The organism is Agrobacterium sp. M50-1 (assembly GCF_049843495.1).
Classification (GTDB): Bacteria; Pseudomonadota; Alphaproteobacteria; order Rhizobiales; family Rhizobiaceae; genus Agrobacterium; species Agrobacterium radiobacter.
The window spans coordinates 84,311-103,780 of record NZ_JBBHZH010000008.1 but is presented as its reverse complement, the minus strand read 5'-3'; the positions used below and the strand labels follow the sequence as shown (position 1 = coordinate 103,780).

15 protein-coding genes and 1 tRNA gene are annotated in these 19,470 nt (G+C 59.7%); 6 read left to right on the top strand and 10 right to left on the bottom strand.

Annotated features, from left to right (window positions below):
- Positions 1 to 87: 87 nt before the first annotated feature.
- From WDZ78_RS18640 to WDZ78_RS18630, 3 genes are all read left to right on the top strand, one after another.
- Positions 88 to 1,332, top strand: coding sequence for an adenylate/guanylate cyclase domain-containing protein (locus tag WDZ78_RS18640; protein WP_020010078.1), 1,245 nt, complete (start codon positions 88 to 90; stop codon positions 1,330 to 1,332).
- A gap of 207 nt (positions 1,333 to 1,539) precedes the next feature.
- Entirely contained in the window at positions 1,540 to 2,532 is a 993-nt protein-coding gene (gene iolG / locus WDZ78_RS18635; protein WP_026363582.1) for an inositol 2-dehydrogenase, read from the top strand.
- 476 nt (positions 2,533 to 3,008) lie between these two features.
- Positions 3,009 to 3,905, top strand: coding sequence for a DMT family transporter (locus WDZ78_RS18630; RefSeq protein WP_020010080.1), 897 nt, complete (start codon positions 3,009 to 3,011; stop codon positions 3,903 to 3,905).
- 22 nt (positions 3,906 to 3,927) lie between these two features.
- Here WDZ78_RS18630 and WDZ78_RS18625 read toward each other — a convergent pair whose 3' ends face one another.
- Together WDZ78_RS18625 and rocF are read right to left on the bottom strand one after the other, a co-directional pair.
- Positions 3,928 to 4,983, bottom strand: a complete 1,056-nt coding sequence (locus tag WDZ78_RS18625) for an ornithine cyclodeaminase (RefSeq protein ID WP_020010081.1) — start codon at positions 4,981 to 4,983, stop codon at positions 3,928 to 3,930.
- 13 nt (positions 4,984 to 4,996) lie between these two features.
- Complete coding sequence (rocF, locus tag WDZ78_RS18620) at positions 4,997 to 5,917, bottom strand: arginase (RefSeq protein WP_425673855.1); 921 nt, start codon at positions 5,915 to 5,917, stop codon at positions 4,997 to 4,999.
- Between the two features lie 129 nt (positions 5,918 to 6,046).
- Between rocF and WDZ78_RS18615 the strand changes: the two genes are divergently transcribed.
- From WDZ78_RS18615 to WDZ78_RS18605, 3 genes are all read left to right on the top strand, one after another.
- Entirely contained in the window at positions 6,047 to 6,484 is a 438-nt protein-coding gene (locus tag WDZ78_RS18615; RefSeq protein ID WP_003508428.1) for an Lrp/AsnC family transcriptional regulator, read from the top strand.
- Between the two features lie 123 nt (positions 6,485 to 6,607).
- Positions 6,608 to 6,681: transfer RNA gene (locus WDZ78_RS18610), tRNA-Gln, on the top strand.
- A 155-nt stretch (positions 6,682 to 6,836) separates the two neighbouring features.
- Positions 6,837 to 8,927 carry a DUF6538 domain-containing protein gene (locus WDZ78_RS18605; protein ID WP_209787375.1) on the top strand — a complete coding sequence of 697 codons (2,091 nt, stop codon included), beginning with the start codon at positions 6,837 to 6,839 and terminating at the stop codon, positions 8,925 to 8,927.
- A gap of 43 nt (positions 8,928 to 8,970) precedes the next feature.
- Here the strand turns inward: WDZ78_RS18605 and WDZ78_RS18600 are convergent, their stop codons facing one another.
- The 8 genes from WDZ78_RS18600 to WDZ78_RS18565 form a co-directional block, all read right to left on the bottom strand.
- A complete protein-coding gene (locus WDZ78_RS18600) occupies positions 8,971 to 11,307 on the bottom strand; it encodes a hypothetical protein (protein WP_209787377.1) in 2,337 nt (778 codons plus the stop codon).
- Positions 11,308 to 11,468: 161 nt separating this feature from the next.
- On the bottom strand, positions 11,469 to 11,861 hold the full coding sequence (locus tag WDZ78_RS18595; RefSeq protein ID WP_425673854.1) for a hypothetical protein: 393 nt from the start codon (positions 11,859 to 11,861) through the stop codon (positions 11,469 to 11,471).
- 319 nt (positions 11,862 to 12,180) lie between these two features.
- Positions 12,181 to 13,119: a DUF429 domain-containing protein gene (locus WDZ78_RS18590; RefSeq protein WP_209787382.1), complete on the bottom strand. Its 939-nt coding sequence runs from the start codon at positions 13,117 to 13,119 to the stop codon at positions 12,181 to 12,183.
- Between the two features lie 42 nt (positions 13,120 to 13,161).
- Positions 13,162 to 13,938 (bottom strand): ATP-dependent Zn protease, encoded by a 777-nt coding sequence (locus tag WDZ78_RS18585; RefSeq protein WP_209787384.1) that lies wholly within the window; start codon positions 13,936 to 13,938, stop codon positions 13,162 to 13,164.
- On the bottom strand, positions 13,935 to 15,899 hold the full coding sequence (locus WDZ78_RS18580; RefSeq protein ID WP_209787386.1) for an AAA family ATPase: 1,965 nt from the start codon (positions 15,897 to 15,899) through the stop codon (positions 13,935 to 13,937). The genes WDZ78_RS18585 and WDZ78_RS18580 overlap by 4 nt, the downstream gene beginning before the upstream one ends.
- The gene (locus tag WDZ78_RS18575) at positions 15,892 to 16,419 is read right to left on the bottom strand and encodes a hypothetical protein (protein WP_209787388.1); all 528 of its coding nucleotides are present in this window, start codon (positions 16,417 to 16,419) and stop codon (positions 15,892 to 15,894) included. The genes WDZ78_RS18580 and WDZ78_RS18575 overlap by 8 nt, the downstream gene beginning before the upstream one ends.
- 115 nt (positions 16,420 to 16,534) lie before the next feature.
- Entirely contained in the window at positions 16,535 to 17,602 is a 1,068-nt protein-coding gene (locus tag WDZ78_RS18570; protein ID WP_209787390.1) for a hypothetical protein, read from the bottom strand.
- A 337-nt stretch (positions 17,603 to 17,939) separates the two neighbouring features.
- Positions 17,940 to 19,166 carry a hypothetical protein gene (locus WDZ78_RS18565; protein ID WP_209787392.1) on the bottom strand — a complete coding sequence of 409 codons (1,227 nt, stop codon included), beginning with the start codon at positions 19,164 to 19,166 and terminating at the stop codon, positions 17,940 to 17,942.
- Positions 19,167 to 19,470: the final 304 nt, after the last annotated feature.

The window sequence follows — 19,470 nt, the reverse complement described above, 5'->3', positions numbered from 1 at the left end:
CATGGGTGTTCACGAGCGACCATGTTCGGCCGAGTGCGACATGTGCCCCGCTTGTGCGAGAGCAGCAACAACCTCCGGAATCCTGCCATGACACTAAGTCTCGACACCGAAGAACGCGTTTCTTCAGCACTGGATGAATTGTGGCCAGCGGAAAAGACGGAAATTCTCGACTGGCTCATCACCGGCACCAAGGACGAACGCTTTATCGACGAGATATTCGTGGAACTCTGCAGCAGGCTGCGGGCGAGCGGAATTTCCGTGGCGCGGGGCGTGCTCGCTTTCCGCATTCGCCATCCGCAATGGCTTGGCGCGCGCATCCTGTGGAAAGCCGGCCTGTCCTCCGCCGAGATCGCCACCTATGGCTATGGGTCTGAAAATACGCCCGAATATCTCAACAGCCCCATCAACGACATTCATCAGGGCGCCACCGAAGTTCGCCACCGGCTGAACGGAGAGGAGATCGATGAACCCGGCTATACGATCTACGAAGATCTGCGGGCTGAAGGGCTGACGGATTATTGCGCCTGGCCGATCGAACACACCTTCGGCAAGCGCCATGTCGCCACATTTTCCAGTGACCGGCCCGGCGGTTTTTCCGACAGCGAAATCCTCGCCTTGAAAAACCTGCTTCCGGCGCTTGCGCTGGTCAGTGAAATACGCCTGAAAAACCGCATGACGCGCACCCTGCTGGAAACCTATGTGGGGCCGCATGCGGGCGAAAAGATCCTCAATGGCGCAACGACACGCGGCAGCGGCATGACGGTCGGCGCGGCGATCCTGATCTGCGACCTGCGCAACTTCACCCATATTTCCGACCTCTGGCCGCGCGATGACGTCATCGAGCTTCTGAACGGTTATTTCGACGCCATGTGCGATCCCATCGAGGAATTCGGCGGCGAAATCCTGAAATTCATGGGCGACGGGCTGCTGGCGATTTTCCCGCTCAGCGATCCCAAGGCCTGCGAAAACCTGCTGAAAGCCATCGCCAGCGCCCAGAAAAGCCTCGTTGCGCTTAATGAAATCAATCGTCGGAAGGGCCACGATCCCCTGGGTTACGGCATCGGCGTGCATGTCGGTGATGTCATGTATGGCAATATCGGTTCGAAAACCCGCCTCGATTTCACCGTCATCGGCCCCGCCGTCAATATTGCCTCGCGGCTGGAAACGCTGACCAAGGAGACCGGGCGCAACGTGCTTTTCTCCGAAGAATTCGTCCGCATGGCAGGACATCAGGAAAAGCTCGAAAATCTCGGCCCATGGCTGCTGCGTGGCCTCGAAACCCCGGTCGAGGTTTACGCACTTCCGCCAGAGGCGAACATGATCTCCGACTGAACGGGTCGCCTTCACCCACCTTGCTCCACCCCGCACGGCGCCTTTTCAGCGATGCCGTTTCCGCTGTTCCGTCCCCTCTCAAAACGCTTGACACATCTGCGATGTCGATCTAGCAAAATAGAACATATATTCCATATCGAAACATTGCTTGCATTCATATTCTGTCTTTCCGGGAGTGAGAGACGGGTGTGAGAAACCGGAGGAAAGATGGTTACGAAATTGGCACTGCTCGGCGCTGGACGGATCGGCAAGGTCCACGCCAAGGCGATCACCACCGACAGCCGTGCGCAGCTGGTCGCCGTTGTGGACGCCATGGCCGGTGCTGCGGAAGCAATCGCCCGCGAAGCGCAGTGCAAGGTCAGCACGATTGATGAGGTTCTGGCCGACAAGACGATCGATGCCGTCATCATCTGTACGCCGACCAACACCCATGCCGACCTGATCGAGCGTTTCGCCCGGGCCGGCAAGGCGATCTTCTGCGAAAAGCCCGTCGATCTCGATGTTGCCCGCGCGGAAGCCTGCGCGAAGGTGGTTGAGGAAACCGGTGCGAAGGTGATGCTCGGTTTCAACCGCCGTTTCGACCCGCATTTCCAGGCCGTGCACAAGGCCATTGAAGATGGCCGCATCGGCAAGGTGGAAATGGTGACCATCACCAGCCGCGACCCCGGCCCGCCGCCGGCCGAATATATCAAGGTCTCCGGCGGTATCTTCCGCGACATGACCATTCATGATTTCGATATGGCCCGCTTCCTGCTCGGCGAGGAAGTGGAAAGCGTGTTTGCAACCGGTTCGGTTCTCGTCAATCCGGAGATCGGTGCGCTGGGTGATTTTGACAGCGCCAGCATCATCCTGACGACGAAAAGCGGCAGGCAGGCGGTCATTTCGAACTCTCGCCGCGCGACCTATGGTTACGACCAGCGCATCGAAGTGCACGGCTCGCTCGGTTCGGCAGCAGCCGAAAACCAGCGCCCGGTTTCCATCGAAATCGCCAATGCGGAAGGTTACACCCGCCCGCCGCTGCATGATTTCTTCATGACGCGTTATACGGCCGCCTATGCCGCGGAAATCACCGCTTTCATTGACAGCATCGAAAACAATGTCGCGCCCTCGCCTTCCATCAAGGACGGGCTGGTCGCGCTGAAGCTGGCCGACGCTGCGCTGAAATCCACCGCCTCGAAGGCGGCCGTAAAGATCGGCTGAAGAGAAAACCGAGGCGCTGTGCGCCTTGCTGAACCCGCTGTCCGCCGCGCAATTGTTGACGGCGGACAGCCGTGCCTGTGCGAAGGCCCTCGGCAGCAGGCCACATCATCCAGGCTCCACGCCGATCTGCATCGCGCCGCACCTCGCAGATCTGACAACAGGCCGGCGCACCCACCCTCCTCATTCCTGTGCTCGTCACGGGAAGCCAGCCGATGCGCGTCGACGCCGCGGGACGCATCCCTTTCGGTCAATGACTTAGGCTGGCTGAAATCCCTGTGGCAAGCGCGCCGATGAGGGGAGAGCACCGCAAAGCACGTTCCGGCAATCAACCTTGGAGAAGGCAGCTTCCGGACTTGCATGGCAGCTATTCGGAAAATAAGGTTGTCTGACAAGGTGCCGTCATAACATATGGCTGTTACCCACCTCATTCACCCCGAATACTCTTTTGCCGGCGGCGGTCGGATAGCGGTTTTTTCATGCCATCACCCAGGACCGGCTTTGTTTATGCGCTTGTCGCTTTCACGATCTTTGCGGCGCAGGATGGCATTTCGAAGCATCTGGGCAGCGCTTATCCGCCGGTTTTTATCGCCATGCTGCGATACTGGGCCTTTGCCGTCTTCGTTCTTTTGATGGCCGCAAGGTCGGCGGGCGGCATCAGGGGCGCCGTCATGGCCAACCGTCCCTGGCTGCAGATCGGCCGCGGCGTGCTTCTCGCCGTGCAGATCGTCATTTCGATCTTCTCCTTCGCCGTCGTCGGGCTGGCGCACAGCCATTCCATCCTTGCCTCCGCACCGCTGATCGTTGCGGCGCTGTCCATGCCTTTGCTGGGAGAACATGTGGGCTGGCGGCGCTGGAGCGCCATTTTTGTCGGCTTCATCGGCGTTCTCGTCATCCTCAAGCCAGAGGGCGACGGTTTCGACAACCGGCTGATGATCACCTTCGCGGCGACCTTCATGCTGGCGCTTTACAGCGTCCTGACCCGCCTCGGCAGCAAAAGCGATTCGGCGATGACAAGCTTCTTCTACACCGGCGTGGCCGGTGCGGCGGCCCTGACGCTGGTCGGTCCGTTTTATTGGGTCAGCATCGCGCCGCAGGATTGGGGATGGATGCTGGCGCTCTGCATTACCGGCATGAGCGGCCACTATTGCCTGATAAAGGCCTTCGAACTGGCGGATGCCGCCTCCGTGCAGCCCTTTTCCTATTACCAGCTGGTGCTCGTCTCCATCATCGGCGTCACCGTCTATGGCGAGGTCTTGACATCAAACATGGTCATCGGTGCGACAATCGTTATTGCCGCCGGCCTCTTCACCATCTGGCGGGAACATGTGGTTGCCCGCAAGAACCGCCAGATGGTGAAGAAGGAACCGAATTAGGCCTGCCGGCGCCGGAGATGCTCTAGACGAGAGCCGCTTCGCAACGCAGAAGCATCCCAAACAGATCACGCGGCTCATCCGGATCGGCCAGCAGATCAAGCTCCGTATAAAGCCCGGTGGATGGCAGTTTCGAGCGCACATAACGCAGCGCCGAAAAATCTTCCGTCGCGAAGCCGACGCTGTCGAACAGCGTGATCTGCCTGTCGTTCCCCCGCCCCTGCTTTTCCCCGGTAGTGACCTGCCAGAGCTCGGTAACGGGATAGTCCGCCGGCAATTGCTGGATTTCGCCTTCGATGCGCGTCTGCGGCGGATATTCGACGAAAATATCCGATCGCAACAGAATATCCCGGTGCAACTCCGTCTTACCGGGGCAATCGCCGCCAACGGCGTTGATGTGAATGCCGGGCCCGACCATGTTGTCGGTCAGGATCGTCGCATATTGTTTGTCGGCGGTGACTGTCGTGATGATGTCAGCCCCTTCGACCGCTTCCTGCGCGCTTTCGCAGATCTTGATGGCAAAACCCTGCCCGGCAAGATTGCGGGCGCATTTTTCACTGGCGGACCGATCGATATCGAAAAGGCGCAGCGTATCGACGCCGAGAATGGCCTTGAAGGCGCGCGCCTGGAATTCGCTCTGCGCGCCATTGCCGATGATGGCCATGGAGCGGGAATTTTTGCGGGCGAGATATTTCGCCGCAACGGCTGATGTTGCGGCGGTGCGCAGCGCCGTCAGGATCGTCATCTCGGTCAGGAGCAGCGGATAACCATTGCCGACATCGGAAAGCACGCCGAAAGCCGTCACTGTCTGGCGGCCTTCCTTCATGTTTTTCGGATGGCCATTGACATATTTGAAGCCGTAAAGCGTGCCATCGCTGGTCGGCATCAACTCGATAACACCTTCCTTCGAATGCGAGGCGATGCGCGGCGTCTTGTCGAAGCTTTCCCAACGGCGAAAATCCTCTTCCACCACATCGGCAAGCTCGCGCAGGAACGTATCGATGCCTACGCGCAGCACGAGTTTCATCATGTGATCGACGCTGACGAAGGGCACGATATTGAGGTTCGGTATCACGGTCATCACATCACCCCTTTCAACCGGCCCGCGTCGGGCGGTCCATAACCCGCTTGCCCAGCAGGCTGGCGGCAAGATCGACCATCAGGGTCGCGGTTCTGCCGCGCTCGTCGAGAAACGGGTTGAGTTCCACCAGATCAAGACTGCAGACCAGCCCGCTATCATGCAGCATTTCCATGACGAGATGCGCCTCGCGGAACGTCGCGCCGCCCGGAACCGTGGTGCCGACGGCCGGTGCGATAGACGGCTCAAGAAAATCGACATCGAGACTGACATGCAAAAGGCCGTTTGCCGCCTGAACCCGCGCCAGAAATTCGCGCAGCAGAACGGCAACGCCATGTTCGTCTATCGAGCGCATGTCGTGAACGGTGATGCCGCTTTTTTCCAAAGCGGCCCTTTCGGCCGGATCAACGCTGCGGATGCCGATCATGCCGATATTTTCCTCAGGCACCGCATGGGAAAGCGGCGGGAAATAACCGTCAAACCCCTTTCGCCCGCTGAAATAGGCAACCGGAGTGCCGTGCAGATTGCCGCTGCGCGTCGTCTCCAGCGTGTGGTAATCGGTATGGGCATCAAGCCAGAGCACAAAAAACGGCCGGCCGGTTTCGGCCACCCGGCGCGCCATGCCGGCGACCGTTCCCGCAGAAATCGCATGGTCGCCGCCGAGGAAGATGGGCACGGCGCCGGCGCTTTCGCGATAGGCAGCCTCTGTCAGCGCCTCCGTCCAGGCCACGGTTTCAGCCAGATGATGCACGGCCGGGTTGGGATGGTGAAATTCTCGCAGCGGCGCGGGCGTCACATTGCCGGTATCGACGACCCGATGCCCCAGTTCTTCGAGAGCGTGCGCCAGCCCCGCGACGCGATAGGCGCTGGGGCCCATCTCGCACCCCAATTGCCCGGCCCCGATCTGCAGCGGCGCACCGATCAACCTGATTTCCATTCCCGTCCTCGCTTTCCTGCCAACAAGCCCAGTTCAACACAGTGATCTGGCGAAATGAACATCAAATATTGGCAATATTATCGAAATAAGCTATCAATCTGATAAAATTGATTTATCGAATTGGTCATCATGGATAATCTCGACGAACGTCTCATCACCCTCTTGCGACACAATGGCAGGCGCAGCATTTCTGATCTCGCAATCGAGACGGAAACATCGCGCGCGACGGTACGCTCGCGCATCGAAAGAATGGAAAATGACGGCACCATCATCGGTTACACCGTTATCCTGCGCGCCGACGCGGTGGAGGCGGCGATCCGCGGCATCATGATGATCGAGATTGAAGGCCATGTGACTGATCGTGTCATCCGCACCCTTGGCGGTTTTCCGGAAATATCCGAAATCCACAGCACCAACGGCCGCTGGGACCTGATCGTGGAACTCAACGCCGCCACGCTCAGCGATTTCGACGCGGTGCTCCGCCGCATCCGCCTGGTGCCCGGCATTACCGGCAGCGAGACCAGCCTCCTGCTCTCCACCCCGCGCTCCACCCGCGCACGGCTCTGACCCCTGAGACGAAACGCAAAACAGGGATAAAACGCATTTTTCGATTTTTTCGACTTGCGCCCCGCAATAAATCATCTATATGACGACCCACCAAAGCGAACACGGCAACGTGCTTCGGGCTTTTGGGGAATAGTTCAATGGTAGAACGACGGACTCTGACTCCGTTAATCTTGGTTCGAATCCAGGTTCCCCAGCCAATTCTCCCTAAAAGCCCTTAATTCCTTGATTTTCCAGTCGTGCCGGATATCGTTTTGGCATCATCGGCGACCTGATGCCCAAAGCTGGTGCCCAGAGGTGATGCCCACGCGAAACAACGCGATGGACGAGCCCTGGGGAAGACAGGGCATTCGTCATGGCCGTACGCCACGAGGTCGAGAATCTGATCCGCCGCGGAAACATCTTCTATTGGCGGGCACGCGTACCGGCCGTCTTCGTCCACTGCCGTCCCGGCACTCGCCTTTCACTCAGCCTTCATTGTTCCGACCATAGAAAGGCTCAGATGATCGGCCGGAAGCTCAATACGCGGCTGGCCGAACTGAAGATGAATTCGAAGGACGTGATGACCACCAAGAAGCAGCTCCAGATCCTGTTCGAGCACGTACGGGATGAAGAAATCGAGAGGCTCAATGACATCAGCACGATGGCCAAGCGCAACGGCCGCGGTGGCGATGTCGTCGAGATGGAGCTCGATCTCGAGGTTGGATGGGCTTGCCAACTCCTGGCAAAGTTCGGGACCCGGTCGGAGCTCATCTTAGAAGGCGATTGCCCTGGTCTCACCTATCTGCTGAAGAACGGCGTCCCCGCCTCGCATGTCGATGCCATCCGGGCGAACTATCGCGGCGAGCTGAGTACGGCGCGTAGCCCTGGATTTGAAGACGGCATCAGACGACTGATCTACCACTTCGAGATTGAGGACACGGCGCTCAATCGCGAACGCGCCATGTCAAAAATGTTCGAAGGCCGCGCTGCGGCTCTCCTGGATATCGACGAACGGCATGAGCTGGTCGACCGGACTTCAAGCGAATTCACGGGTGGCGGCAGAGCAAACAGATCCGTGATCGAGAAGAAGACCGTCGAGCTTGAACCTGCTGCCGCTTCTTCGTTGAGGCTGGCCAAAGTGAGCAAGCCGGCGCCGAAGGAGACCGACATCCCGGAAGCACCGGAAATTGCTTACCTCGAACTTTCGCCACGGACGGCACCGCCAACCGAGAATGAGGCGCTCGGCATTCAAAAGCCCAGCCAGAGAATGGTTGCTGTCGCGGATTTCGAGCAAGAGTGCGAGAAACTCATCGCGAACATGGGCGAAGAATGGACCGCAGAAACGGGGCGAGACGCCATGGCGCTGGTGCGGATGTTCAAATCGGTTCTTGTAGAACATGGCGTGGAGCATTCCGGGCAGGTCGAGCAGTACCACATCGGCCTGCTGCGTCAGCACTTCAACGACATCCCGACAGACTGGGGTCGAAGCAGCCGGATGAGGATCATGTCGGCGCCGGAACTGCGCGCCAAAGGCCATGAGCTGCGCAAAGCAGCCGAGGCCTCGGGTGCCGATGCGAAGGTTGGCCTTGCTGCCGGAACGATCCGAAAGCACTTCGGAAACCTACAGCACTTCCTGAAGCATCTGAAAGGCCATGGGTTCGAAATCGAAAACTGGACCTTTGAAGGCCTGCGCCCACGAAAGTCCAAAGCAGGCGACATCCGTCACCAACAATACAAACCGAAGCCCGAAGACATCGCTCCGATTTTCGCAAGTCCGATCTATACGGGGTCGCAGGATCATCTACGCGGAAAACGGAGGAAAACGGGCAAGCACGTCTTCCACGATTCGCTTTACTATCTGCCGATCCTGTTCACTTACCTGGGCCCCCGACGCAAAGAGTTCGCGGGACTCGCGGTCGACGACATTGCAAAAGACGAGGACGGATATGTCATCCTCCTTCGCACGAATGGCATTAGGCGATTGAAGACCGCGCAATCAAAACGACTACTACCCATGCCCGACGAATTGGTCCGATTGGGCTTCCTCGACTATTATCAGGCGATCAAAGGACTAGGATACGAAGCTCTCTTCCCAGACCTGTTCTCGGATAAGACAGAGAACGATCCGGGAGATCGTTTTTACGACACTTTCACCCCTGTCATGCGGAGCGCGCTCGGCGAAAAGATGTGGGAGCGATCCATTCATGCCCTTCGCCACGGCATGGCAGACACCCTGAAGCAGGCCGGCGTCCCGTCTGAAGTGATCGATGACATCTCGGGGCGATTGAGCGAAGGCAGTGAAACGAACACGCGATACACAAATCCGGCCGGCCTTCCATTGATGCGCAGCGCGCTCAAGCACTATCCCATCATTACGTCGACCATCGAACCGAAGCCGCTGCGACTTCTTCCGTGGATCGAGAACAAGCAGCCGCCGCCATGGGCGCGAGAAGGCAAGAAGTGAAGCCCGGGGCGGAAATGATTTCCGCCCCGGGCATGCTGCGTGACTAGGCCGCTTCCCAAACCTGATTGAGAATTCGTGCAGCCAATGCCGCCTTGTCCTGCGGAAGGAACCGGCCGTAGTGCTTTGCCACCATGTCCGCCGTATCCTGGATCGCATAGCTCGCCTGTTCGTATGAGCCGGTCTGCTTCAGGATGTGGGTCGCCAGCACATCACGAATGTTGTGAGGCCCATGGGGCAACAAACCTTTAATCGCCCCACGGCCGGTGTATGGATTGTAGATCCCATAGCGCTGGATCGTGAGCCGCCATGCCTCATAGAAGCTGGTGATGTCGTAGGCTGCGTCGGTACTCGTTATCTTGACCGTCTTCACGAAAAACGTCCCGGGATCGGCAGCACTTTTAAGAAGGACCGAACGATGCCGCTCGACGTAGTCATCGATGTGGCGGTAGAGGTCGAGCAGATCGGGCAGCACCAGCCTAAATGGTTTGTCTCCGAAGAACGACGAATGGGCGTTCTTGAAAGCCACTGCCGGGATCAACACCTCCCAGCCACCGTCTCGGTCACTCCAGCGGATTTCTCCGCGCTTGAGCTTTTCGAGCACCCGTTCCGGACGCGGCATCTGTCCCCGTGGGCATAGCATCAACTGCCGCAGATTTTTCTGGCGAAGCCCGAGATGCAGCCCTAGCCTCAGCATGAGGAACGAGCGAACCGCCTCGGCAGCCGGACGCGGATAGCGCTCCTCGTCAGGCATCAGGCGGATGATCTCTTCGGTAATCTTCCGGTATTCGCCGACCGGGCTGTCGGCTTCAAGCACGGGCATGATCGGCTCGAAGGGATCACGATGCACCCGGGCGATGCGCTGGATCTCTTTGACACGGTGGGATGCGTGTTTGTGAAAATCCTCGCAGGCGCCATGCCAGTCCTCCCGGGCATAATCGATCTCGTTCTGCGAGACGAGACCGGCAATAGGCTGGACACGCGCCAAGAGTTCAGGATGTTGCCGAAGCCACCCGGTGCTTTCCTTGGTGATTGCCAAGGCGATCCGCAGCATGTCAACTTCCCACGCCGTATAGAAGCCCCGGCGGCTTTCGCGCCATTGCAAATACCAGTCCCAGACGCCAGGAAAGACTAGCAGCCCGAAGGTCAGTTGACGCAGTGGCACCCCATATCCCTTGATCTCTCCCGCCTTTGACGCCGCAAGTGCGCCGAACATCAGGCCGAGATGCTCGATCTTCTGGGAAGCAGTTTCCTCGCCCCAGACACCATTTCGCTGAAATCCAATCGAGGTCAGCGCGGATGTCTTGAAGCGAACCAGATCGGCCATCTCCATGGCAAGTGTCGGCGGCGCATCGATGACGCCGGACAACAGGTCGGGATCCTCAATCCAAGTCTCCTCATAGTTGGCCGGTACCGCGATCTTTCCATCACGCGGCGCGCGCCCACCATACGATACGCCGGGAAAGCGGATGGCATAGCGCTGCTTCGCCGCGGCAGCCTGAAACTTGCGATAGTCCGTCGACCCGCTGATGATGACGCGACGGACCCAATCGAGGATTTCCTCGCGCTTGGCGAACGGAAGAGAATTGAAGTCATCTGGCAGATGCCATGCGATCCTCCGTCGCTCCGCAGGATCGATACCCGAGAGATTAAACCCGGACGCCGATCGTGACTGGTGCGGCAGCTTCGCTTTGAAATAGCCTTCCGGGAGGCGGTAACGGCGTTCGATACGGCCAAGGACATCGAAGCTGTCGGTGCTGCGCGGGACACGCCGACCTTCGATCCAACTCAGCAGCGTATTCTTGTCCATGGGCTCATCAGGTCGCACCACCGATCGATAGAGAACCCAGTAGGTCTCACCGTGGCGACGCATGTGAAGCTGAAGCGCGGCGGCGAAATCGGCAGGGTCATCCCACTCTCGAAACAAGGGTTCCGGAAACTCGACCTTCACGCTAGGCGAATGCACCGCGGCGGCAACTTGGGGACGCGCAATTTTCGGAGGTGCCGACTTGATTATCGGCTTCGGTTTCTCGGTGCTGGCCTTCTTTGACCTCGGTGCGTCTCCGAGCTTCGGGAGGCCCTCTTGCGCCGCTTCAGCAGTTTGTCCGCCGTCCCGGTTCCAACGAACGATGGCATCAAAGCCGGGGTCAATCAAACGGTGATGGGATGCAAGCGATCGAACATCGACCCCAGTCATGCGGGCAACGACATCCCACTCGGTGCGGCCCGCCGTCCTGGGCGGCCCGCACCTCCGCTCGATGAGTCGCCGCATGTATGCCCTAAGGGCTTCGGCTTCGGCGCTGGAGAAGGCGGTCGAGAGGCGCAGTTCGCAATAGGCGTCGATCTTACGCTGGAAGGCTTTGATTGCAGTTAGCTTGGTCATTTCACTTCATGATGTTCGTTACTCGGACCCTCCACGAGGAGGGGCCGGCCGAGCTAAGCGAAGCGAATTAAGGAAGGATTGGAGCCGCCTGCTTCTCGGGAAATCCGATTCAGAATCAAACGGCGTTTTACGAAGTAATGGGGGGAGCAGTCGTAATCCCGTCAAACGCCGTTAGGCGTTGATCGGCTTCGGCGGGCAAGCAGAGCCGATGCCAAAAGACCAAATGGACGTGGGCGCGATCTATCCTCCTCGTCGAAGCCGTCGGGATAGATCAGGTGAATTTTCCTGCGAAACGGCAAGCCACCCGTACGGTACTTGGCGACCAGGTCGTCGAACACTGCGTCGGATTCGCGCTCATCGAACCCCTGGTCTGCCAGCATCGAGACGATCTTGCTCTGGAACTTCTCCAGCTCCATCTGCTGACCCATTTCGATCGCCCGCCGGATTAGCCAGAACAGCGCCACCCGGGCAACATCATCCCTGTCAGGCCGCTTCGCCCTTCTGTTGGCGTCGCGAAACGCCTTCTGTCGTTGCCTTGCTGCCTTCAGGTTCATGCTGTTCCTCCCGGTGCCTAACCTCTTCAATGGTCAGGGGACCGGTCCACCGGCGCAAGCCTTGTTCGGCAGAATCGGAAATATCGGGATTTGAATCGACGGCGCTGAACTATGAATCAAATGACCACAATTTGTTTCGAGTTGCGGGCACGTCATCTCACGTCAAGACGACCTGTTCGACCTCGAACGGCGTTGGTGAATCGTCGTATTCGAGTTCCGAATCAAAAATCTGGGAGTCGGAATCAAATGAGCGCAATTTGTTTCAGGGTGCCGGAGACTTGATGTGAGTTGCCGCCAACGTGCCGCACCTTTTTTCAAGTCACGTCACATCACCACGATGATGTCCGAGGATCCAGCCTTCCCATTTGCGAACAGCCCCAATTGCTGGAATGCCTTCACTCCTCCGGCCGCCGACGACATCGAGCATGCCCAGCAGTCCAACCACGGCATCGAAACGATCCTCGCCTGCCTTGTCCGAGCCAAAACCATCATCGATGAACGGCTGAAGCAGACTGGTATCGAGATTCGGCCGCGTTGCAAGCCAGGGCAACATAGTCTGTCCCATCACAATCCGGTCCGCCTGGCGCCGCTTGCTCCATCCACTTCGGGGCATGCCGAGCCGACGGTACACGTCACCGGGATAGGTTTCCGTGACGATGACCGGCTGGCTGCCCGCGAGTTCGGCCAAGTTTCCATCGAACGGCCACAGCCCGATCTCATTCAGTCTCGGCACGATGATTTCCCGCCATCCCGAGATCGCACCCTTGCCAACCTGATTGCCGCCAAGCGTCCAGAACAACATGCAGGCGGCCTGCCGATCGGCGGTCGCCCGTTCGCAGATGCGAAGGAGCGATGACGCGTCAGAAATCCCGAGGGCATAGAAGAGATGGGCACGCGCCGTGCCACCTGGGCGGACGGGATAGAACGGGCGCTGCAGCGAGATATGGTCGCGATGATCAGCAACATTGTACCAATCCGACCAGATCCCGGAGCCGAATGATGCCAGTGCCTCCCGGAAAGAGCCGATGTCGGCTGCTCGTGCATAGGCCTCCGGCAGGCCTATCGGGAAGTCGAAGCCGATGAGGAGCGAGCCAGGATCTACGGCGCGACGCTGCAGCCGGTCGAACAAGCTCGACGTGTCACCGACGAGTTCCGGAGGCTGAACATGCCAGTTTCCGCCGCGTTTGATGGCCACAGCCATCCAGCGCTTTTTCTGCGCCATGCTCCAATCGCAATGGGCGACAACCGCGACGCTCATCCTGCACTCCGCTTATCCTCATCGGCCGCATGACTATCAGGTTTAGGGTGGCAGATCACCGTCTGTCAGGATTTGCAGCACCGCCGTCTCATCCATTGCCTGGGCATCGAACAGCGCCTTGGCGAGGGCATGAAAGGTCGGCCTGCGCTTCCTGAGGATCGCCGTCGCGCGATCGAGCGCCACCTCCAACCTGGCATGGACGCGCGCGGCCAGTTCGGAATCACGAACGAACACCTCTCCCGGATCGCGATGGGGTCGATAGAGGAGCGGATGCTCGGCCCCGAAGCCCAAGGTCCGCTCCATGTCGAAGGCGATCCGCGTGGCTCGCGCCAGATCACTGTTGTCGGCGCCACCGGAACCGCTCGAGACGCGCTTGAGCACCAGTAGCTCGGCGGCCCGCCCGGCCATCAGCATGGTCAGCATGTTTTCGTACCAGTCACGGGTATCGGTCGCCCACAAGTGGAAGCCGACGAGATTGTAGCCACCCAGCCCGGTGTCGATGTTGAGGCCGCGGACGGGTCCGAGATCGAGGGCGTGATGAACAACCGCATGCCCGGCCTCGTGGAAGGCAAAGCGCCAGCGTAGATCGTAGGGCACCGGTGGACGATTGCCGCGAATGCCCTCTTCGATGTCCTCGTAGCTGATCGCCCGCTTGCCACGACGCGCCTTCAGTCGCGCTTCCCGGACGATGCGTTCGATATCGGCGCCTGTCAGTCCCATGGCGCGCGTGGCGAGACGCCGCAGGATCGAGTCGGCGGGATTGGCCTGGTGCGCGGCGGTCGGCGTTTCGGTCGTATTGATGTTCTGCGTCGCTGTCATCGGGTTGCTCCGTTCCGTTCGCTTTCTGCTTCCTCCCTCAGATGGTCGGCGACGATCCTCCTCAGCGAGAATCCGTCGTTGGCTTCTCGCTCGGCGCCTGGTACCGGCCCCCGGAACAGAGCCTGCACATCGTCACCGAGATGATGAGCCAGGATGTCCGCGAGTGTCGGCACATCGGGTTTGGGGATTTCGATATGGGTCTCCAGCCGTCCGGATCGCTTGATCGCCTCGTCGATATCGTCTGGACGATTGGTGGCGCCGACGATGATCAGCCCTTCGTTTTTCACGGCACCATCGAGCAGTTCCAGCGCTTTGTTGACCACGGCGTTCCAGTAGTCGGAATACTCACGCTCCGCCGGCTGCCGTTTGCCGATGCCGTCGATCTCGTCGATGAACAGGATCGCCGGCGCCATGACGCGCGCCTCGACAAACGTCTTGACCATCTTGTCGATGACATCGTTCAGATGCCCACCCTGCAGCCAGGTCGAGACCGAGGTGGCGACCAGCGGGACCTGCAGACTGTTGCAGAGCGCCCGAGCAAAGGTGGTCTTGCCGGTCCCGGGCGGGCCAGACAGCAACAGCTTGGTGCTCATCTCCGACCAGGTGAGGATGCTGGCCCGGTAGTCATCGAGGTCAGCCTTGAGATCGAGCGCCCAGCCCTTGGCCCTGCCGTATCCGGAGAGCGTCTCGACCGTCATCGCTGACCTCCCACCGATCTCTCCTGTCGTCAGCAATGGCTCAGGCTGGATGACGTCCGCGCCTGATGGTTTGTCCTTTTTCCAGCGACTATTGCTGTCACTGTCGGAAGCCTTCGGTTTCTCGTCCGATCCTGACGCCTTCTCGTCGGATTTCGTGGAGGGCTCCGATCCAGCCCCCTTGCCATCAACGTCCTCTTTCTCGGAGTCGCCGCGATTGCGTTCGATCAGCGTGGCAAGGACATGCAGCACGTCGCGAACATGCCGTCCCGGCCGGAACGCAAGGACCAGATCCTCAAGCGACAGCCAACGCGCATGCGAATCCGACGGCAGGCCTAGCTTTTCGATTGCCGTGTCCGGATAAAGTGTCTCGACCAGATCAGCGACGAACCTCCGATCGAGTTTACCCGTTGCGAGCGACAGGTCGGCGGAGATGCGCAGAAGCGTGGGAATGTCCGATCGCTTCTCGGCAATGGCAAGGATCGGGAAGTCGCGGGACAACGCGCTGATCATGCGTCGACGCAAGGCGTTGCCGGTGACGCGATGCAGGCCTGCGCCAGAGAATGTCATAAGACAACTGCGCGGCTCACCTTCAAGGACATCGAAGTGATCGTCATTGAACATCAGATCTGACTCGATCATTGCAAACGGACCGCCCGGCACCAGCCGGGACTTTTCGAGGAGCCGCAGCACTTCCCGCTCGAAGCCGTCAAGCGGCGCATGGAGCGTGACGACCGGCGTCACATGGGTCAGGGTGTGAACGATTTCCCGAAGCGACCGTCCGCTACTGCGCACCGCGCGCGCCAACACCAGCGCTGCCACGACATGACTGACCAGTGGGGAGGCGGCTGCCAGATCGACAAGCCGAACCGAGTAGGCACGTCGATCAATGTCGTTACTCAGGGACGCGTCCTGCGCGGTCTCGCTACGGCGCTTCAGGGGGAAGACCACCAGCGGCGACGGAAGCGTCTCGCCATCAGCCTCCGTCGCCAGGGCGAGATCGCCACCTCTGCCGGGTGTGAGGTTGGTCTTCTTGTTCGGCGCGACGAGCCTCGTGCCAAAATGCCGCCGGAACCAGAGACCATCACGAACCAGATCGCCGGTCAGCCCAGCCGTGTCGAAGGCTGGTGTGTAGCGGCAAAGCACATGACCATCGACATCAACGATCCTGGCTTCGAGCAGACCGTTGCGCAGGGCGACCCGGCGTGCCTCGCGGCGAGCGAGATGCCGCAGACGATGGACGAGCAGACGAGCGAGTTTATCCATCGGCGCGCCCTCCGGTCTCCGCAGCAATAATTGCCATTTCGGGGTTTAGCATCGGATCACGCGGCCTTGTCCGGATGCGCCGTCGCCCATCAAGGTGACCCGGTTTCGCGAAGGTTGCCTCCACGCGCTCGCCGATAGAGCGAGAAAGCGCCTGTGTCTTCGCCGACATGGCAGCCGGAGCCGACCGGGTCAACTCGTCCGAGAGCAGACCGAGATGCCGATTGCGGTTTCTAAGCCAGTCGAGCACGAGGCGGCAGGCGGCGTCGTCATGATCGGCAAGCACACTCAACTTGGCCGTCAGAGGCACGGGCACCAGTGGACCTTGCCGGACGCAGGCGAGCGCGAGGCCGATCAGAACGGCGGGATGGTCGCGGCTGCCATCGGCGTAACCGACGCCAGGGGCTTGAGAGTCGGGGATATTCGCCAGCCTGCTGTGAACGCAAAGCGGAGCGACGGTATCAGGCGTGACCGCTTCACAACAGAAGCCGGCCACAGACGGATTGCGGGTATCGATGGACATGAGGATCTCCTCGCCGGAGCACATCGGCATCCGGCGTTCTCGGAATGGAGGAATGGGAATCCGGCCGCGCGCTAGACGGCTCGGCTGTGTTCAGTGCCGTTATCCGAGCGGTCTGTCAGTGCCGGCGGGGACGGCGGGCGAAGCCGACCCGGATGCGGACCGGTTCCGGCTCGTCCTGATCGTCGTCGAAGTAACCGAGATCGCAGTCGCCATCGTCCTCGTCCCGCGCGGCAATCGCCTGCTCATCCTCGTAGCTGCGTGCCGGACCGTTCAATGCGATCAGCGACTTGCTCGGCATCGTCGAGGAATGCGCCGCACCCAACGCGACCGTTGCCATCACACCCAGCGCCTTACGCGCTTCGGCTTCGAGAAGCTGTTGCACACGGCGGCCAAAGCGGAGACGCAGTTCGGCCATGCAGGCGGCGACACCGTCGATCTCCAGCAGGTCGTCGATCTCTGACAGAGCCCAGATGCCGGTGGCATGATCGCTCGGGCGGCTGGCGCCATCGATGATGGCGACCTCGACGGTGTCAACCATCATGCGCTTGTGGTGCTTGTAAAGCCAATCCGGAAGCACCATCGCCGACGTCATCATCTTCAGCTTCAACTCTTCCAGACGGCTGGTGTCGCCATAGGAAGCGAGCGAACGCTTGAGGTCGAGGATGTAGGCAGTACGACGGGCGCGGTTCACGACGATCAGGTCCGGCGTATAGCTACCCTTGGCTGGCGCCTCGCAGTCGAGCTTGATGCCATCGAGGCAGGACCAGTCGTTTCCGGAAACGGCTTCGAGCGCCGCCTTGACCAGCGGCAGTTTGAGCGACTGGGTCAGGACCGTGATGTTCGGGTTGGCCTTCGCCAGGCGCTCGACCGCCTGCTCGAGCAGCTTGCCTTCCCGGAACGAGACTGCGCGGACCAGCGAGGCGATGTGAACGTAGTGGCCGAGGATCTCGTCGTCGATCGGTTCGCCGTCGGCGATGGCGGCGATGGCGCGATCGATCAGCAGATCGAGATCGGCCTCGACCTCGGCGAAGCGAACGATATGCGGATGGCGGCGCAGTGCGGCCGGTTCGTGGATGCCGGCCCGGGCACCGGGACCGAACGGACGCTGGGAGAACATGGAGGCCGCGGCGGCGGTCGAACGGAGAACTTCCCCGGCGGGGAGTGTCGATGTAAACGTGGTCATAGCCCGATTCCTTTGTACGAAGGCTGAGGGTCAGGCCCTTGTCAGTGGTGCAAACACTGGCTTGGGCCGTTTTGTGTTCGGTCTTCCGAACAGCCCTAACCTGGCAGGACCGGGAGCCGGGCTCAAGGACCCGGAACGCAAATTTAGAACAAAGCCGGCACAAAGTTAATGGCGGGCTCACAAAGCCTATGACCGATGACGCTGTCGGGCGATCGAATTCGCCGGGAAGCGAGTTCGCGCCGCCATACCGAGGCAAAAAGAAAAGGGCCGACATGCGGCCCTTTCGAGTTTGGTGGGAAAGCAGGGCTTCCAGTCGTCCGGTCTTGCGCCAAGCACATTACGCGGCGGCGTTCGGTGGCGTTGCGGATTTCGTACCGATCCTCGACTCGGACTTGATCCGGTCGATAATCTCCGGACGCGTCAGGCGCTTTTCAGGCCTGGCAAGTGCTTCAGCGACGGAAGGAATGTCGGCGTTCGATGTGCGCTTGGACTTAGGTGCCTCGATCGTGGCTGTCGCTCCAAAAGCCTCAGCGATTGACGTCAGGCTCTCTTTCATCAAGCGGGTATCGGCAACTACCAAATCGGGGCTGCCACTGGCATCCGCAGGAACCGGCTCGGCCGCATCAACCGCGACAGCGACGCTCGCACTCGAAGCTTCGTTGGTTTCGACACCTGACCAGGCCGGGGCACGTGATTTGGAGACGGCCCACTCCAGGATCGGCACGACATCTGCTTCCAACCAAGTCCGAAGCTCACCTTTATCCGGCCACGTCGTTTCGCTGCCCATCTTGTAGAGCAGCTTGCTGACCGCGGCCCAACCAGACTTGCCTGGAAGGGCAGTATTGGAGATCACATATGCTGCGGTTGGATAGGGCTCAACGAACTGCGCCAGGCTCTCCAGTTCCTTATGAGCGACGCGCGCCGTCAGATGTGTCTTTTCAGCAAGGGCCTTCTTGACGATGTTCTTCTTCGGCAGCGCCTCGCAAACATGGGCGCGGATCTCCTCGATGTGTCCGACGAAGGATTTGATGCCATCCCGGACCTTGATCGCAATGATCGCTTTGAGACCGTCAAGGCCGCCGACATCGTACGGATCGATCTGCGGCCGGGCCTCAGCATTGTTCTTCGAGCCAGCCATAATCGCTGCGATGTCCTGGACCCTGAGCTTGCCGTTCTTGGCGGCGAAGCCAATAGCCTGCTCGATCTGCTCGGGCTCCGCAGCACTCAGCTTTCCAAGAACCGTCGGGCCGACGGCCATTTCCACCAGAATGTCCTTGTAACGAGCCAGGTTGCGAAACACAGCGCGCTGGGTCCGGACGTGGCGCGCGGTGTAGCCGCAGCGCTCGACCGCCCACCTTTCCAAGGTTCCTTCCGGAAGCAGCCCGGCTGCGCGTTCAAGATGCTCGCCGAGCTTGAAGGTTTCTTCGGTCGAACGGCGCGACACGCTGATGAGGAACAAGGCCGTCTCTTCGAGCTGGCTTTTGGCCTCCTCGGCGAGAGGATAGACTTCGTAGAACGTGGCGGCGGTGGATGCGAGAGCGAATGCGTCGGTAGTGTTGCCCATGGGGGGTCTCCATGTAAGAGGAAAGATCGTAAAAGCATATCCGCTTCTACCCCTCTATTATCTCAGATCACCCAGAGAACAGGAAGCAATTGTAAGTTTTGCAATAAATTGTATCCAAGTAAAAACTCATTTAATATTCAAATTAATACCTATATATTCATTAAATATCCGCTATGACTGCATCAATAAAAAAACTTTTACTTCGGGGCGCGAAAGTAACAACTGCAATTAATGCGTGCACAGTCTCCCCTCGAGTCGGGGCTGAAAAGGTGGGAGCATCCGGGCCTTTTCAAGTCAGCCTACC

Coding starts and splice junctions, on each gene's coding strand:
- WDZ78_RS18640 (WP_020010078.1), top strand. CDS start 88: ATGACACTAAGTCTCGACACCGAAGAACGCGTTTCTTCAGCACTGGAT.
- iolG (WP_026363582.1), top strand. CDS start 1,540: ATGGTTACGAAATTGGCACTGCTCGGCGCTGGACGGATCGGCAAGGTC.
- WDZ78_RS18630 (WP_020010080.1), top strand. CDS start 3,009: ATGCCATCACCCAGGACCGGCTTTGTTTATGCGCTTGTCGCTTTCACG.
- WDZ78_RS18625 (WP_020010081.1), bottom strand. CDS start 4,983: ATGACCGTGATACCGAACCTCAATATCGTGCCCTTCGTCAGCGTCGAT.
- rocF (WP_425673855.1), bottom strand. CDS start 5,917: ATGGAAATCAGGTTGATCGGTGCGCCGCTGCAGATCGGGGCCGGGCAA.
- WDZ78_RS18615 (WP_003508428.1), top strand. CDS start 6,047: ATGGATAATCTCGACGAACGTCTCATCACCCTCTTGCGACACAATGGC.
- WDZ78_RS18605 (WP_209787375.1), top strand. CDS start 6,837: ATGGCCGTACGCCACGAGGTCGAGAATCTGATCCGCCGCGGAAACATC.
- WDZ78_RS18600 (WP_209787377.1), bottom strand. CDS start 11,307: ATGACCAAGCTAACTGCAATCAAAGCCTTCCAGCGTAAGATCGACGCC.
- WDZ78_RS18595 (WP_425673854.1), bottom strand. CDS start 11,861: ATGAACCTGAAGGCAGCAAGGCAACGACAGAAGGCGTTTCGCGACGCC.
- WDZ78_RS18590 (WP_209787382.1), bottom strand. CDS start 13,119: ATGAGCGTCGCGGTTGTCGCCCATTGCGATTGGAGCATGGCGCAGAAA.
- WDZ78_RS18585 (WP_209787384.1), bottom strand. CDS start 13,938: ATGACAGCGACGCAGAACATCAATACGACCGAAACGCCGACCGCCGCG.
- WDZ78_RS18580 (WP_209787386.1), bottom strand. CDS start 15,899: ATGGATAAACTCGCTCGTCTGCTCGTCCATCGTCTGCGGCATCTCGCT.
- WDZ78_RS18575 (WP_209787388.1), bottom strand. CDS start 16,419: ATGTCCATCGATACCCGCAATCCGTCTGTGGCCGGCTTCTGTTGTGAA.
- WDZ78_RS18570 (WP_209787390.1), bottom strand. CDS start 17,602: ATGACCACGTTTACATCGACACTCCCCGCCGGGGAAGTTCTCCGTTCG.
- WDZ78_RS18565 (WP_209787392.1), bottom strand. CDS start 19,166: ATGGGCAACACTACCGACGCATTCGCTCTCGCATCCACCGCCGCCACG.